This window comes from Microbacterium oleivorans NBRC 103075 (assembly GCF_001552475.1).
In the GTDB taxonomy this organism is placed as follows: Bacteria; Actinomycetota; Actinomycetes; order Actinomycetales; family Microbacteriaceae; genus Microbacterium; species Microbacterium oleivorans.
Map to the genome: position 1 here is coordinate 149,635 of NZ_BCRG01000007.1, position 15,994 is coordinate 165,628.

General features: G+C 69.0%; 15 protein-coding genes. 14 read left to right on the forward strand and 1 reads right to left on the reverse strand.

Going from position 1 to position 15,994, the window contains the following annotated elements:
- Positions 1-1,125: an AAA family ATPase gene (locus MO1_RS08890; RefSeq protein ID WP_036313789.1), complete on the reverse strand. Its 1,125-nt coding sequence runs from the start codon at positions 1,123-1,125 to the stop codon at positions 1-3.
- Between the two features lie 59 nt (positions 1,126-1,184).
- On the opposite strand from MO1_RS08890, the gene MO1_RS08895 reads away from it, so the two are divergent.
- From MO1_RS08895 to tyrS, 14 genes are all read left to right on the forward strand, one after another.
- Complete coding sequence (locus tag MO1_RS08895; RefSeq protein ID WP_036313792.1) at positions 1,185-1,955, forward strand: ABC transporter ATP-binding protein; 771 nt, start codon at positions 1,185-1,187, stop codon at positions 1,953-1,955.
- Positions 1,937-3,520 carry a hypothetical protein gene (locus tag MO1_RS08900; RefSeq protein WP_060915823.1) on the forward strand — a complete coding sequence of 528 codons (1,584 nt, stop codon included), beginning with the start codon at positions 1,937-1,939 and terminating at the stop codon, positions 3,518-3,520. Before MO1_RS08895 ends, MO1_RS08900 begins: the two co-directional genes overlap by 19 nt.
- On the forward strand, positions 3,517-4,503 hold the full coding sequence (locus tag MO1_RS08905; RefSeq protein ID WP_060915824.1) for an NAD-dependent epimerase/dehydratase family protein: 987 nt from the start codon (positions 3,517-3,519) through the stop codon (positions 4,501-4,503). The genes MO1_RS08900 and MO1_RS08905 overlap by 4 nt, the downstream gene beginning before the upstream one ends.
- Positions 4,504-4,711: 208 nt before the next feature.
- Positions 4,712-5,761 carry an N-acetyl-gamma-glutamyl-phosphate reductase gene (gene argC / locus MO1_RS08910; RefSeq protein WP_060915825.1) on the forward strand — a complete coding sequence of 350 codons (1,050 nt, stop codon included), beginning with the start codon at positions 4,712-4,714 and terminating at the stop codon, positions 5,759-5,761.
- Entirely contained in the window at positions 5,758-6,915 is a 1,158-nt protein-coding gene (argJ, locus tag MO1_RS08915; RefSeq protein ID WP_060915826.1) for a bifunctional glutamate N-acetyltransferase/amino-acid acetyltransferase ArgJ, read from the forward strand. The genes argC and argJ overlap by 4 nt, the downstream gene beginning before the upstream one ends.
- Entirely contained in the window at positions 6,912-7,811 is a 900-nt protein-coding gene (argB, locus tag MO1_RS08920) for an acetylglutamate kinase (protein WP_060915827.1), read from the forward strand. Before argJ ends, argB begins: the two co-directional genes overlap by 4 nt.
- A complete protein-coding gene (locus MO1_RS08925; protein ID WP_060915828.1) occupies positions 7,808-9,049 on the forward strand; it encodes an acetylornithine transaminase in 1,242 nt (413 codons plus the stop codon). Before argB ends, MO1_RS08925 begins: the two co-directional genes overlap by 4 nt.
- Entirely contained in the window at positions 9,046-9,969 is a 924-nt protein-coding gene (argF, locus tag MO1_RS08930) for an ornithine carbamoyltransferase (protein ID WP_036313808.1), read from the forward strand. The genes MO1_RS08925 and argF overlap by 4 nt, the downstream gene beginning before the upstream one ends.
- On the forward strand, positions 9,966-11,075 hold the full coding sequence (locus MO1_RS08935; RefSeq protein ID WP_036313809.1) for a heparan-alpha-glucosaminide N-acetyltransferase domain-containing protein: 1,110 nt from the start codon (positions 9,966-9,968) through the stop codon (positions 11,073-11,075). Before argF ends, MO1_RS08935 begins: the two co-directional genes overlap by 4 nt.
- Positions 11,072-12,502 (forward strand): argininosuccinate lyase, encoded by a 1,431-nt coding sequence (gene argH, locus MO1_RS08940; RefSeq protein WP_036313810.1) that lies wholly within the window; start codon positions 11,072-11,074, stop codon positions 12,500-12,502. The genes MO1_RS08935 and argH overlap by 4 nt, the downstream gene beginning before the upstream one ends.
- 77 nt (positions 12,503-12,579) lie before the next feature.
- Entirely contained in the window at positions 12,580-13,221 is a 642-nt protein-coding gene (locus tag MO1_RS08945; RefSeq protein ID WP_036313811.1) for a SatD family protein, read from the forward strand.
- On the forward strand, positions 13,218-13,913 hold the full coding sequence (locus MO1_RS08950; RefSeq protein WP_060915829.1) for a hypothetical protein: 696 nt from the start codon (positions 13,218-13,220) through the stop codon (positions 13,911-13,913). The genes MO1_RS08945 and MO1_RS08950 overlap by 4 nt, the downstream gene beginning before the upstream one ends.
- 38 nt (positions 13,914-13,951) lie before the next feature.
- Positions 13,952-14,302: a VOC family protein gene (locus MO1_RS08955; protein WP_235186156.1), complete on the forward strand. Its 351-nt coding sequence runs from the start codon at positions 13,952-13,954 to the stop codon at positions 14,300-14,302.
- A 32-nt stretch (positions 14,303-14,334) separates the two neighbouring features.
- Positions 14,335-15,648 carry a tyrosine--tRNA ligase gene (tyrS, locus tag MO1_RS08960; protein WP_060915830.1) on the forward strand — a complete coding sequence of 438 codons (1,314 nt, stop codon included), beginning with the start codon at positions 14,335-14,337 and terminating at the stop codon, positions 15,646-15,648.
- Positions 15,649-15,994: the final 346 nt, after the last annotated feature.

Below are 15,994 nucleotides of genomic sequence, written 5' to 3' on the forward strand. Positions count from 1 at the left end.
TCAGCGCTTGCCCCAGTTCCACGGCGGACCGTCCAAGCGTCCCTGGCCCTCCACCGCCGTCCCGTCGAGGCGGCGCTCGAGGGAGACCCGGTTGGCCTCGGGAATCGCGTCGACGAGGCCCGCCGCGTGCGACACCAGGATCACCTGCGTCTGCTCGGATGCCGCACGGACCAGGTTCGCCAGAGGTCCGAGCAGACTCGTGTGAAGGCTCGACTCGGGCTCGTTGAGGACCGTCAGTGGCGCCGGCCGCGCCGGCAGCAGGGCCGCGCACAGGAGCAGGTAGCGGAGCGTCCCGTCGGAGAGCTCTGCGGCATCCAGAGGTCTGAGGAGCCCCGGCTGCCGCACTGCCAGTCGGAGGACGCCGTCGGATGCCTCGACGGTCACCCGGCTGCCGGGGAACGCCTCGTCGACCGCGCGGTCGAGTTGGGGCCCGAATCCCGCGTCGACGACAGTCGCCCACACCGCCGCGAGGTTCGATCCGTCGTGGGCGAGCAGCGGCGACCGCGTCCCGACCTGCGGACGCCGGGCGGGCGCGTCGGCATCCACTCGGAAGTGGTCGTAGAACCGCCAGCCGTTCATGATGCGGCGGAGCCCCAGCAGCTCGGGTGCCGTGTCTCCCTCGGCGAGGTCGGTGATGATGCTCTCGAACGGCGCGAGCTTCTGCTCGAGGGACACCCAGGCGCCGTCGCGGATGCGGGTCTGGGAGCGGAGGCGGTCGATGAGCAGGGTGGCGGGTTTGGCGAAGGGACCGGCAAACACCTGCTCGCGCTTGATCTCGGGATCGCGGGCGAACACACTGTCCTGAGCGATCTGCGGGATGCCGAGATCGACGAGGTACCCCAGCTCATCCGATGAGAACCCCAGCTGCACGGCGATCGGGTTGCGGCGGACCGTGCCCTGATCGCCGCCTTCTTCCGGTCCCGCCCACAACAGTGACGGAAGACCGCCTTCACGGGCCACCGCGCCGACGAGGTCGCCCGTCGCCGCCGACGCGAGCAGGCGAAGCGCCCGGTAGAGGTTCGACTTGCCCGAGCCGTTCGGTCCTGTGACGACGGTGAGTTCGCCGAGCGGAAGCACGACATCGCGGAGGGACCGGTAGCCGGAGACTGCGAGCGTTCGGAGCATACGGACACTGTGTCAGGTGGGGCTGACATCGGAGCGAGGGCGTTCGCTAGGCTCGCCGGGTGAGTGAGCCACGAACCGTCCCCGCCCTCCAACTCTCCGGTCTCTTCAAGCAGTTCGGATCGACTCCCGCCGTCGCCGGGATCGACCTCGTCGTCCCCGCCGGCTCGTTCTATGGGCTCGTCGGGCCGAACGGCGCGGGAAAGACCACGACTCTCTCGATGGCGACCGGCCTCCTCCGCCCCGACGCCGGTGGCGCCTGGGTGCACGGCATCGACGTGTGGCGCGACCCCGTTGCGGCGAAGCGCATCATCGGCAACCTGTCCGATGGCATCCGGCTGTTCGACCGCCTCACGGGCGAGCAGCTCATCACCTACACCGCGATGATGTTCGGCCTACCGCGCACGGAGATCGCGCCGCGCGTATCCGACCTCCTCGACTTGATGGACCTGCGACCGGCGGCCGGGACGATCGTCGCCGACTATTCCGCCGGCATGACCAAGAAGATCGCGCTCGCGTGCGCGCTCGTCCACGCTCCGCGTCTCCTCGTCCTCGACGAGCCGTTCGAATCCGTTGATCCCGTCTCGGCGGCGAACATCGAGGACGTCCTCCGGAGCTACACGGCCTCGGGTGGATCGGTCATCGTGTCGAGCCACTCGATGGACCTTGTGCAGCGCATGTGCGACCACGTCGCGGTCATCGCGGCGGGTCGAGTGCTCGCGGCCGGCACAATCGACGAGGTCCGCGGCGGGCAGAGCCTGCAGGACCGCTTCGTCGATCTCGTCGGCGGTCGTCACCAGAGCGAGGGGCCGCAGTGGTTGCGACAGTCCTGAAGCTCCGGTACCGCGCCCTCTTCAACACCCTCGCCCGGCGGCCCTGGCAACTCGTCGGGTTCATCTTCGGGGTGCTGTGGGGGCTCGGCATCCTGACCTCGCTCACCGCGGGCATCGTGTCGCTCAGCCTGTTCGGGTCGCTCGAGGCCGCGGCCGAAGTCAGCATCATCGCCGGGAGCGCGCTCATCCTCGGGTGGGTTCTCGGTCCCATCATCGTCGCCGGAATGGATACGTCCATCGATGCGCGGCGCCTCGCGCCTTTCCCGTTCACCCGCCGTCAGACGATGCTCGCGCTCGTCGGCACCGCGGCGACCGGCATCCCCGGGGTCGTCACGACCCTCCTCGCCCTGATCTCTCTCGTCCTCTGGCTCCGCTGGCCGCTGGCTGCCCTCGCCGGCATCCCCGCCGCCGTCGTCGGGGTGGCGATCTGCGTCGTCGCCTCCCGCCTCGTCGCGGAGCTGTCCGGCGGTTTCGGCGGCAACCGGCGCGGGCGCGAGTTCATCGGCACGCTCGTCCTCGTCGTCGCGATGCTCTCGGGGCCTCTTCTCACGGGGATACTCGCTCTCCTCGACGGCGGAGGCGGCTCGTTGGGCGATCGGCTCGCCGCCGCGGCCGACGTCCTGCCGTGGACGCCTCTCGGGGCCGCGTGGAGTGTCGCTCCCGCGCTCGCCGCGGGTGACGGGCTGCTGGCCCTCGCTCGCGCGGGCGTTGCGATCGTCAGCCTGGTCCTGCTCTGGTGGGCCTGGTCGCGGGCCGTCGACGGCGCGACCTCGTCTCCGCCGCATCAGACGAGTCGCCGGGTGAAGGCGGGAAAGCTTGGACTCTTCGGCGTGATGCCGACCGGCGGCATCGGGGCGACCTGGGCGCGCTCGCTCACGGCCTGGCTCCGCGATCCGCGATACATCCGTCAGCTCCTCGTCGTCCCGATCTTCCCGGTCCTGTTCGCCTTCATCGGGGGTGTCGACGGCTTCGGGTTCGCCGCGTCGCCCGTCCTGGTCGCCTTCATGCTGGCCATCGCGAGCTACACCGACATCTCCTACGACGGCACGGCGTACGCGACGGTCCTGGCGACCGGGATCCGGGGGCGGGACGATCGGCTCGGGCGTCTGCTCGGAGCGGCGTGCGTCGGCATCCCGCTCGTGGTCGTCCTCTCGGTCGTCACCGTCGTCCTGAGTACGGATGCCGGGCGTCTGCCGCTCGTCCTCGGCGCCGCTCTCGGGGTCCTGCTCACGGGGTACGGCGTCTCGGCGGTGACGTCCGCGATGATCATCACCCCGGTCGCCGCTCCCGGGGACAGCCCGTTCAAGAGCGTCCCGGGCCAGACTTTCGTCAGCGGCCTGATGGCGTTCGTCGTCTGGGCCGTGATCGGCGTCCTCTCCCTTCCCACTCTCGTGCTCGCCGTCACCGGCATGGTGCAGGGCGGCGAGGGCTGGGCGTGGGCGACGCTCGCCACGGGCGTGATCGTCGGCGGGGGAGTCGTCGTGCTCGGCGTGTTCCTCGGTGGACGGACGTTCGACCGCTCCGGGCCCGAGCTCTTCGATCGCATCCGGTCACTGCCGACATGAGCGACCGCGTCCTCGTTCTCGGCGGAACAGGCTGGGTCGGCCGCCTCGTCGCGCAGGCGTGGGTCGAGCGCGGCGCGCGGGTGACCGTGCTCGCGCGGGGCGACAGGCCCGCCCCCGCCGGGGCGGATCTCGTGGTGGCCGACCGCTCCGAACCGGGCGCGTACGACGCCGTCGACGACGTCGAGTGGGACGAGATCGTGGACATCTCCTCGAGTCCCGGCCACGTGGCGCAGGCTGCGTCCGCACTGGGCGAGCGTGCCGCACACGCGACGTACATCTCCAGTGTGTCGGTCTACGCCGAGGCCGATCGCCCCGGCGCCGACGAGCGCGCCGCGGTGGTCGAGCCGCTGGGCGACGGCGAGCCGTACGACTACGCGCGAGCAAAGGTCGCCTGCGAACACGCGGCCGCCGCGCTCGCCGTCCGCGTCGCCGTCATCCGCCCGGGACTCATCGTCGGCCCCGGCGATCCGACCGACCGATTCGGCTATTGGCCCGCGCGGTTCGCGGCGGCAGCCGCCGAACCCGTCCTCGTCCCCGATGCCGCGGGCCTTCGCGCCCAGGTGATCGACGTCGACGACCTCGTGGCCTTCATCGTCTCGTCGGGAGCCCGAGGGTTCGACGGCGTGGTCGACGCGGTGGGGACGTCGCATCCCCTCGGTCACGTTCTGGATCTCGCGAAGGATGCCGCCGGCCACAGCGGCGAGGTGCACTCCGCGACCTCCGACTGGCTCGAGCGACATGGCGTCGCGCACTGGGCGGGACCACGGTCACTGCCGTTGTGGTTGCCGGGCGACATGCCGGGGTTCGCCACTCGAAGCGGTGCGGCGTACCGGGCGGCGGGCGGCGGCAACCGTCCCCTGTCGGAGACCATCGCGCGAGTTCTCGAGGACGAGCGCGTCCGCGGAGTCGCGCGGTCCCGGTCGACCGGCCTCGAGCGAGCTGAGGAGCTCGCTCTCATCGAGTCTCTCCGGGCCGGTCGCTGAGCGTCGATTTGCGACGATGGATGCCGCGGCGCTACCGTCGCGGTATGTCCTCGCCCGCGACCCTCACCGTTTCGACGGTGGTCCGCGCGCGTCGACGTCTGGGCGACCGCCGACGCTAGGCGACCCCTCCCGCTCTCCGCGCTTCGCGGATCGAGCCGCAGGTGTCGCCGTCCTCGGCCCATCCACCCCAGACAATAAGGTTGACTCCATGACCTTCTCGGTCGCCGTCTCCGGCGCTTCCGGCTATGCGGGCGGCGAGATCCTCCGCCTCCTCGCATCGCACCCCGACGTCGAGATCCGCACCGTCACGGCGCACTCCAACGCCGGGCAGCCCCTCATCGACCATCAGCCCCACCTGCGCTCGCTTGCGCACCTGACGCTGCAGGACACCACCCCGGAGGTGCTCGCAGGCCACGACATCGTGTTCCTCGCGCTGCCGCACGGTCAGTCGGCGCAGTACACCGACATGCTGTCCGACGCCCCGCTCGTGATCGATGCGGGTGCGGACCACCGCTTGACCGACTCGGCCGCCTGGGACGCCTTCTATGGGGGGGCGTTCTCAGAGCCCTGGGCGTACGGTGTGCCCGAACTGGTCGTCGCATCCGAGAAGCAGCGCGGCGCACTCGTCGGTGCGCGCCGGATCGCGGCTCCGGGATGCAACGCCTCGACCGTCTCGCTGAGTCTTGCCCCCGGTGTGGCCGCGGGGGTCATCGATCCGGGCGACATCGTCACGGTCCTCGCCGTCGGCCCGTCCGGTGCGGGAAAGAGCCTCAAGACGAACCTGCTCGCGTCCGAGATCCTCGGCACCGCCAACCCGTATGCCGTGGGTGGCACGCACCGGCACATTCCCGAGATCCGGCAGGCGCTCGCCGCCGCCGCGCCCGCAGCCGGCGACATCCGCATCTCGTTCACTCCCGTGCTCGTCCCCATGTCCCGCGGCATCCTCGCCACCTCGACTGCCCCGATAGTGCCCGGTGTCACCGATGCGCAGATCCGCGATGCCTGGGAGTCGGCCTACGCCGACGAACCGTTCGTGCACCTGCTTCCGGAAGGCTCCTTCCCGCGGACCGCGGATGTGCTGGGTGCGAACACCGCACTCCTCGGCCTCGCGATCGACCGCTCCGCGGGCCGCGTCGTGGTGGTGGCAGCGGTCGACAACCTCGTCAAGGGCACCGCAGGTGCCGCGATCCAATCGATGAACATCGCCCTCGGTCTCCCTGAGACCACGGGCTTGAGTGTGAACGGAGTGGCACCGTGAGCGTCACGGCAGCGCAGGGTTTCGAGGCGGCCGGAGTCGCCGTCGGTCTGAAGTCGACGGGGGCGAACGATGTCGCCGTCGTCGTGAACCGCGGACCGAAGAAGGTCGGTGCCGCCGTTTTCACGACGAACCGCGCCAAGGCGAACCCGATCCTCTGGTCGGAGCAGGTCATCGGTGACGGTCTTGTCGAGGCGATCGTCCTGAACTCCGGTGGGGCCAACTGCTTCACAGGGTCCTTCGGATTCCAGACCACTCATCAGACTGCCGAGAAAGCCGCCGAGCTCCTCGGCATCGGTGCCGGCGACGTGCTCGTCTGCTCGACCGGTCTCATCGGCACCGGTGACGAGGTCTTCCGCGGCAAGGTGCTCGACGGTGTCGACCAGGGCATCGCCGCCCTCTCGACGGACGGGGGAGAAGCGGCATCCCTCGCCATCATGACGACGGACTCGCGGCCGAAGCGTTCCGTCGTCACTCGGGGCGGCTGGACGATCGGCGGCATGGCCAAGGGGGCCGGCATGCTGGCGCCCGGGCTCGCGACGATGCTCGTCGTCGTCACCACTGACGCCGACCTGGATGCCGCGGCCGCCGACGCTGCGCTGCGCGAGGCCACGCGGGTCAGCTTCGACCGGCTCGACTCCGACGGCTGCATGTCGACGAACGACCAGGTGACGCTCCTCGCGAGCGGAGCCAGCGGCATCCGTCCCGACCCTGTGGAGTTCACCTCCGCGCTCACGGAGCTCTGCCTCGATCTCGCCGCGCAGTTGCAGGGGGATGCCGAGGGGGCGAGCCACGACATCACGATCGAGGTCGTCGGGGCTGCGAACGAGGACGACGCCGTCACCGTCGGCCGCTCGGTCGCTCGCAACAACCTCTTCAAGGCCGCGATCTTCGGAAACGATCCGAACTGGGGCCGCGTGCTCGCCGCGATCGGCACGACGGATGCCGCCTTCGACCCGTACGACGTGGACGTGTCCTTCAACGGCGTTCGGGTCTGCACCGCAGGCGGGCCCGACCGCCCCCGCGAGGAGGTCGACCTGACGCCTCGCGCCACGCACATCCTCGTCGACCTGCGCGTCGGCGATGCGGCGGCGACGATCCTCACCAACGACCTCACGCACGACTACGTCCACGAAAACAGCGCCTACTCGTCATGACCGACATTCAGCAGACCACTCCGGAAGAGGCCGCCGGCAAGGCCGCCGTCCTCGTCGAGTCGCTCCCGTGGCTCAAGCGGTTCCGTGACCAGATCGTCGTCATCAAGTACGGCGGCAACGCGATGGTGAGCGAGGAGCTGCAGGCGGCCTTCGCTGAGGACATTGCCTACCTGCACCACGTCGGTGTGAAGCCTGTCGTCGTCCACGGCGGCGGACCGCAGATATCCCAGATGCTCGACCGGCTCTCCATCCCCAGCGAGTTCAAGGGTGGATATCGCGTCACGAGCACAGAGGCGATCGGCGTCGTCCGCATGGTGCTGGCCGGGCAGATCAATCCGCAGCTCGTCTCCCGCATCAATGCGCACGGGTCGTTCGCGACGGGCATGTCGGGGGAGGACGCCGGTCTCTTCGAGGGCCGGCGACGTGGTGTCGTCGTCGACGGCGCCGAACACGACCTCGGCCATGTCGGTGACGTCGTCGGCGTCGACCCGACGGCTATCCTCGACCACTTGGCGGCCGACCGTGTGCCCGTCGTGTCGTCGATCGCGCCCGACATCGATCAGCCGGGCAGTTCCCTCAACGTGAATGCGGATGCTGCCGCAGCCGCCCTGGCGGTCGCGCTCGGAGCGGTCAAGCTCGTGATCCTGACCGACGTCGCAGGCCTGTACGCCGACTGGCCGAACCGCGATTCGCTCGTCTCGCACCTGACGGCAACGGAGCTCCGCACGATGCTGCCGAGCCTGGAGTCGGGGATGATCCCGAAGATGCAGGCCTGCCTTGACGCGGTCGACGGTGGCGTCGACCGGGCGGCGATCATCGACGGCCGGCAGCCGCACTCGGTGCTGGTCGAGCTCTTCACGCAACGCGGAATCGGAACAGAGGTGGTGGCGGGATGACCGCGCAGGCGACAGTGAGCTGGAAGGACGATGCCTCTCGCGACCTCGTCCTCAACTCGGGTGACCGGTTCGCGCTGCTGGTGCGCGGCGAGGGTGCGCACCTGTGGGACGACGAGGGCACTCGTTACCTCGACTTCCTCGGCGGTATCGCCGTCATCTCCCTCGGCCACGCCCACCCGGTGTTCGTGAAGGCCGTGGCGGATCAGGCCGCGACCCTCGGGCATGTCTCCAACTACTTCGCGACGCCTCCGCAGCTGGGGCTCGCTGCGCGACTCAAGCGCCTCGCCGGCACGGGCGAGTCCGGCCGGGTCTACTTCGGCAACTCGGGCGCCGAGGCGAACGAGGCGGCCTTCAAGCTCGCTCGTCTCCACGGCGGGGCGGATCGCCCCCGCATCCTCGCCCTGAAGAACGCCTTCCACGGCCGCACAATGGGAACGCTCGCCCTCACCGGTAAGCCTGCGATGCAGCAGCCGTTCGAGCCGATGGTTCCCGGCGTCGAGTTCCTCGACTCGACGATCGAGGCGCTCGAAGCTGCCATCGACGACCGCGTGGCAGCGCTGTTTGTCGAGCCGATCAAGGGGGAGGCCGGTGTCCTCGAGTTGCCGGAGGGATACCTCGCCGCAGCCCGCGAACTCACCGAGCGCCACGGCGCGCTGCTGATCATCGACGAGATCCAGACGGGAGCCGGTCGCACCGGCGCATGGTTCGCCTTCCAGCACACCGGCATCACACCCGACGCCATCACCGTCGCGAAGGGCATCGGCAACGGCATCCCGATCGGCGCTCTCATCACGTTCGGTGCCGCGAGCGATCTCTTCTACCCGGGCACGCACGGGTCCACGTTCGGCGGCAACCCACTGGCGACGGCCGTCGCGTCGGCCGTCCTCGACGAGATCGAGAGCGCCGGGTTGGTCGACGCTGCCGCGGAGCGTGGTCAGCAGATCCGCGACGCGGTGACGGCGATCGGTTCCGCCCTGGTCGAGGGATGCCGCGGCCAGGGCCTCCTGATCGGGGTCGCTCTGCGGCATCCCGTCGCCGGCGCGGTCGTCGCCGCAGCCCAGCAGCACGGGCTGATCATCAACGCGGCCAACGACTCGACGATTCGTCTCGCCCCGGCGCTGACGATCGGTGACGTCGAGATCGACGAATTCCAGAACCTTTTCGCCCGCGCCCTCGCGACCGTCGAGGACGCCCTGATGCTGGACGACACCCACGAGACCACGGAGGCCTCCGCATGACCCGCCATCTGCTGCGCGACGATGACCTGACCCCTGCCGAGCAGGCCGAGATCCTCGACCTCGCCCTCGAGCTGAAGGCCGATCGCTGGAGGGAGAAGCCCCTCGAGGGGCCGCAGACCGTCGCGGTCATCTTCGACAAGTCCTCCACGCGCACCCGGGTGTCGTTCGCCGTCGGCATCGCCGACCTGGGCGGATCGCCACTCATCATCTCGACGGCCAACAGCCAGCTCGGCGGCAAGGAGACCCCGTCCGACACGGCGCGGGTGCTGGAGCGACAGGTCGCGGCGATCGTGTGGCGGACCTACGCGCAGGCCGGCCTCGAGGAGATGGCCGCGGGGACACGGGTTCCCGTCGTGAACGCGCTCAGCGACGACTTTCACCCCTGCCAGCTGCTCGCCGACCTGCTCACGATTCGCGAGCACAAGGGGTCGCTCGCCGGCCTCACTCTCGCGTTCTTCGGCGACGGACTGTCGAACATGTCGCACTCCTACGCCCTCGCCGGCGTCACCGCCGGCATGCACGTGCGTATCGCGTCACCTGAGGCCTATGCGCCGCGTCCCGATGTCGTCGCGGATGCCGATCGCATCGCCGCGTCGACGGGTGGGTCGCTGACCCTGTACACCGATCCCCTCGAAGCGGCGGCCGGTGCCGACGTGATCGTCACCGACACGTGGGTGTCGATGGGTAAGGAAGAGGAGAAGATCGCGCGGCTGCGTGACCTGGGTTCGTACAAGGTCACCCAGGAGACGATGACGCTCGCTCAGGACGACGCGATCTTCATCCACTGCCTCCCCGCCGACCGCGGGTACGAAGTGGATGCCGACGTGATCGACGGGCCGCAGAGCGTGGTCTGGGACGAGGCGGAGAATCGTCTGCACGCGCAGAAGGCGCTTCTGGTGTGGCTGCTCCGTCAGCAATGACCGATGCCTGGCGGAGCTGGAACGGCCCCGCCAGGCTCCACGGCATCGACCTCGCCCGGGCGCTCGCCGTCTTCGGCATGCTCGCCGCTCACCTGCTGACGATCGAAGAGCCGTTTTCTCTCTCCGACCCGCCGACCTGGGTCGACCTGGTCAACGGTCGGTCCTCGATCCTGTTCGCCACCCTCGCGGGGGTGTCAATAGCCCTGATGACGGGCGGGAGGATGCCGCACCGCGGCGCGCGGCTCCGAGTCAGCAGGCGTCGACTCGCCGTCCGCGCCGTCGTGCTCTGGGCGATCGGAATGCTCCTCACCCAGACCGGCGTCCCGATCTACGTGATCCTCCAGGCGTACGGCATCCTCTTCCTTCTCGCGCTGCCGCTGTTGACTCTGTCCGCGGGCGTCCTCTGGGTGATCGCGGCATCCGTCGCCCTCGTCGTTCCCTGGGTGCTGCCGTTCCTCGAGGAACTGCCGTTGTGGACCGGCGACGCGGGTCAGATGTTGTTCTTCGTCACCGGGTGGGCGTATCCGTTCCCGCTGTGGATCGCTTTCGTGGTCGCGGGGATGGCGCTGGGTCGCACCGATCTGAGATGTGCATCGGTGCAGGTGATGGTCTTCGCGGGAGGCGTCGCTGCCGCCGTCCTCGGTGGGGTCCTCGGGATCCTGGTGGATGCCGCCGGAATCTCGCAGGAGGGAACCCCCCTCGCCTCCGCCCTCGACGGAGCGGCGCACAGCGGTGGCCTCGTCGAGGTCGTCTCCTCCGGCGGTTTCGCCGTGGCGGTCCTGGGAGCGTGCCTTCTGATGTGCCGCACACCGCTGACCTGGATAGTGGCCCCGATGCGCGCCGTCGGGTCGATGCCGCTGACCGCCTACGTCGGCCAGGTCCTGGTCTGGGCCGTGGTCGCCCTGGCGATCTTCGACACCACCACCGATCTCGGCGCCTTCCGAGATCTCGGTCTCTTCTGGTGGTTCTCCGCCGGCGCGGTGATCTTCTGCACGGCGTGGGCGGTGTTCCGCGGTCAGGGACCCCTCGAGTCGGCCCTCGCGCTCCTGTCCCGTCGGTTGGTGCCCCGGGACGACCTGGACCGCGCCGATAGGGTGGTCACGTGAGTGAGAGCAAGAGCGAAGCGACGAATCAAGGGTCATTGTGGGGCGGGCGGTTCGCGACGGGGCCGTCTCCGGAACTGGTCGCCCTGAGCCGTTCCACGCATTTCGATTGGGCCCTGGCGGAGTACGACATCGCCGGCTCGCACGCGCATGCGCGTGCCCTGGCCGCGGCCGGGTATCTCACGACCGACGAAGAGGAGCGGATGCACGCCGGCCTCAACGCGTTGCGTGACGCCGTGCGCTCCGGAGACCTGGTCGCTGCCGAGTCCGACGAGGACGTCCACGGCGCGTTGGAGGCTGCCCTCATCCGCGAGGTCGGCCCTGAACTCGGGGGAAAGCTCCGCGCGGGCCGCAGCCGGAACGACCAGATCGCGACCTTGGTGCGCCTGTTCCTCCTGGACCACTCCCGAGTGATCGCACGCGATCTGGTTCGCGTGATCGACGCGATCGTCGCTCAGGCCGAATCACACCCCACCGCGATCATGCCCGGCCGCACGCACCTCCAGCATGCTCAGCCCGTCCTGCTGGCCCACCACCTGCAGGCGCACGCCTGGCCTCTGATCCGCGACCTCGAGCGCCTTCGCGACTGGACGGCGCGGGCATCCGTCTCACCGTACGGCGGGGGAGCGCTCGCCGGGGCGACGTTCGGCCTGGATGCCCAGGCCGTGGCGCAGGACCTGGGCCTCGCCCGCCCGGCGGAGAACTCGATGGACGGGACGTCGTCCCGTGACGTCGTCGCGGAGTTCGCCTTCGTCACCGCGATGATCGGCGTCGACATCTCCCGGTTCGCCGAGGACATCATCATCTGGAACACGCGCGAGTTCTCCTTCGTTCGCCTTGACGACGGCTTCTCGACCGGTTCGAGCATCATGCCGCAGAAGAAGAACCCCGACATCGCCGAGCTCGCTCGGGGGAAGTCGGGTCGCCTGATCGGCAACCTCACCGGCCTGCTCGCGACGCTGAAAGCTCTTCCGCTCGCGTACAACCGTGATCTTCAGGAGGACAAGGAGCCGGTGTTCGACTCGGTGTCGACGCTCGAGGTGCTCCTCCCTGCGTTCGCCGGGATGATCGCGACCCTGCGGTTCGACACGGATCGCATGGTCGCCTCGGCCCCAGAGGGTTTCTCGCTCGCGACGGACGTGGCGGATTGGCTCGTGAAGCGGGGCGTGCCCTTCCGCGATGCGCACGAGGTCTCCGGTGCCCTGGTTCAGGCGTGCGAGCAGCGGGGGATCGGGCTTGAGGATGCCGACGACGACCTGCTGGCGCAGGTCTCGCCGCACCTCGATGCCGGTGTCCGCGACGTGCTGACGGTCGACGGCTCCGTGGCCAGTCGCGACGGCGCCGGGGGGACGGCACCTGTTCGGGTGGCCGAACAGCGCGCGTCGCTGGTCGCCCGCGCGCAGGATCTCGCCCGCGATCTCCAGCTGTGACGGTGGAACTTATAAACCGAGGAAAATAAGCAAAACGCTTATTGCACTCCGAAGATAACCGACGTAACCTGCGTTCCATGACACTTCGCGTCGCAGTGATCGCCGACATCGTCGGTTCTCGGACCCTCGCTGATCGCGCGGGAGCGCAGCGATCGATCGTGGCGACCGCTGGTCGCGTCCACGCGGACCACCCTGTCGCGGCATCTGCGTTGGCCGCCACGGTCGGCGACGAGTTCCAGTCCGTGTATCGCACTCTCACCGCCGCGTTGACCTCGCTCCTCTTGATCCAGCTGGACCTCCCCGAGGGGGTGCAGCTGAGGTTCGGAATCGGAGTGGGTGCGGTCGGCCCCGTCGATGAGGCGATCACGGACGGACCCGGGTGGTGGGCCGCGCGCGCGGCGATCGATGAAGCGCACCGCCTGCAGGACCGCGCCGTGCCGCACGCGCGCACGCGGATCGCCGCGACCAAGGAAGAGGATGCCGTCATGCTCGAACGCATCGCGTACGCCAACGCCTACGTCCTCGCTCGCGACGAGCTCGTCGCATCTATGAGCGAACGGACCCGGCGCCTCACGTACGGCCGGTGCCTCGGGCGCACCCAGCGGGAGCTGGCGGATGCCGAGGGGATCACGCAGCCGGCGGTCTCTCAAGCACTCGCGACCGCCGGTTCAGCCGCGCTCGTCGCGGGGTTCGCCGACCTGGCGAAGGACCCGTCGTGATCGGGGCGGGGATCGTCCTCCTGGCAGTGGGCCTCGCGGACCTCATCCGACTGCACGTGTCAGGGCGCCGGCGCGGAGCGATCTACGTCCTGGCTGTGCTCGCCGTCGTCATCGGAGCCGCCGGAGCGGATGCCGCAGTCTGGGCATTCGTCGCTGCGGGAGTCTCCGCGCTGTGGATCTTGGCGACACGCGGCTCGACGGGCGGTCGATCAGGACTGTGGCCGTTGGTCGGTGTCGCGCTGGTCACCGTCGGAGCGGTCGCGTTCGTCGGCGTCCGGGCGGACCAGGGGCCGCTGGGGGCAGTCTGGCCGGTCGGCTCGCCGCTGGGCGCGGTCAGTCTCGACGTCGGGGTGCTCGTGGGGGGAGCCCTCGTCTTCCTGACCGAGTCCGGCAACGTCGTGGTCCGCTCCGCGCTCCGTGGCGGTGATGTCGCGGTCGACGCGCCGACGGTGCTGAAGGGCGGGCGGCTCATCGGACCCCTCGAGCGCGTCCTCGTGTTCGCGTTGACCGTGACGGGCGCATTCACGCTGCTCGCCGCCGTCCTCGCCGCGAAGGGAATCGTGCGGTTCCCGGAGATCTCCCGCGACACCGATCTCGGCACGCGGGCCGAGTACTTCCTCATCGGGAGCCTCGTCAGCTGGGCGACGGCTCTCGGTGCGGCCTTTCTGCTCTGGTGGGGAACGTCCGCCTGATCCTTGCCCGTCCTCGGCGCATCTGGTTTTCTCTGGTCATGGCGAAAATGGAGCACTTCGAGATCCCCGTCGATGACATTCGGCGGGCGCAGACCTTCTACAAGGACGTCCTCGGCTTCGACTACACCCCGTGGGGCGACGACATGGGGACGATCACGCATCCCGACGGCGAAGGCTCGAACGGCGACCTTCACGTCCGCGGTGTTCTGCCCCATCCCACGGTCGTCTTCACGGTGGACCGGATAGAGGACACCATCGACCTTGCGGTCGCAGCCGGCGGTGAGCAGATGGGGGAGATCCAGCCACTCGATGAGCGCTCGCGCTGGGTGTATCTCCGCGACTCGGAGGGCAACGTCATCGGACTGTACGACGAGGTCGCCCCGGACTGATCCGCCGAGAGCCCGCTGGTAGCCTGGAGGGCGTGTCTGAAACCGTTTCGAGCGCTGACCTGACAGCACTCGCGCCCGCCAATGACCCGTCCTTCGAGAACGTATGGGACGAGATCGTCTGGCGCGGCCTCGTGCACGTGTCGACCGATGAGCACTCGCTGCGCGAGCTTCTGTCCGGGGACCCGATCACGTACTACTGCGGCTTCGACCCGACCGCACCGAGCCTGCATCTCGGCAACCTGGTGCAGCTGCTCCTCCTGCGCCGGCTCCAGCTGGCGGGACACAAGCCGCTCGGTCTGGTCGGCGGCTCCACGGGCCTCATCGGTGACCCGCGTCCCACGGCAGAGCGGACGCTGAACACCCGCGAAACCGTCACCGATTGGGTTGAACGACTGCGTGGCCAGGTGGGGCGCTTCCTGAGTTTCGAGGGCGACAACGCGGCGCGACTCGTGAACAACCTTGACTGGACCGCGCCGATGAGCGCGATCGATTTCCTGCGCGAGGTCGGCAAGCACTACCGCGTCGGCACCATGCTGAAGAAGGATGCGGTCGCCGCCCGTCTGAACTCCGATGCAGGCATCAGCTACACCGAGTTCAGCTACCAGATCCTGCAGGGGATGGACTACCTCGAACTCTTCCGCCAGTACGAGTGCGTCCTGCAGACCGGCGGCAGTGATCAGTGGGGCAACCTCACGAGTGGCACGGACCTCATCCATCGCGTCGAGGGCAGGTCGGTTCACGCGATCGGTACGCCGTTGATCACCAACAGTGACGGCACGAAGTTCGGTAAGAGCGAGGGCAACGCGGTCTGGCTGGATGCCGAGATGTGCAGCCCGTACCGCATGTACCAGTTCTGGCTCAACACGGACGACGCTGATGTCATCTCCCGCCTGAAGATCTTCACGTTCCTCACTCGCGCGGAGATCGAGCAGTACGAGCGACTCGTCGAGACGGAGCCCTTCCGCCGTGCGGCACAGCGCCGTCTTGCGATGGAGGTGACGACGACCGTTCACGGACTGCAGGCGGCGTCGGCCGTCGTCGCCGCATCGGAGGCCCTCTTCGGGCAGGGGGATCTGACGGCCCTCGACGCGCCCACACTGCGAACCGCACTCGAGGAGCTTCCGAACGTCACGGCCGTCGATCAGATCTCCGTGGTGCAAGCGCTCATCGAGACCGGCCTCGTGTCGAGCGCCGGTGAGGCCCGTCGGGCGATCTCGCAGGGCGGCGTGTCCGTCGACGGCGTCAAGGTCGTCGACGGGGAGCAACTCATCACGGGCACCCTCCCGGGAGGCGTGTCCGTTCTCCGCCGAGGAAAGAAGACCCTCGCGGGCGTGTTCGCATCCTGAGCACCCTCGTTACGAAGAGGCCGCCCACCCCATCGCGGGGGAGGGCGGCCTTCCTCGTTTGCCGGCTCCGCCTGCGCGACACGCCCGGGGTGCGAGCAGGATTTGCCGGACCTCCGAGCCCCGCGTAACTTATTACTTGTTCGCCCCACAGGGAAGAGCGAGAGACCGGAAGGCCTCCCCGCCCCCTCAAGCGGAGAACAAAATCCATCCCAAACCTCTCCTAGAGAGAACATGACCTTTTGGTCTAGGATGGGGACTCCACCTCGAAGCCCGTGGTGATGAGCTCGCATCGATCTTCAGATCGGCGTGTGCCGTCTCGTTCGGGAGTCGAGCGGAGAGCAGTGAC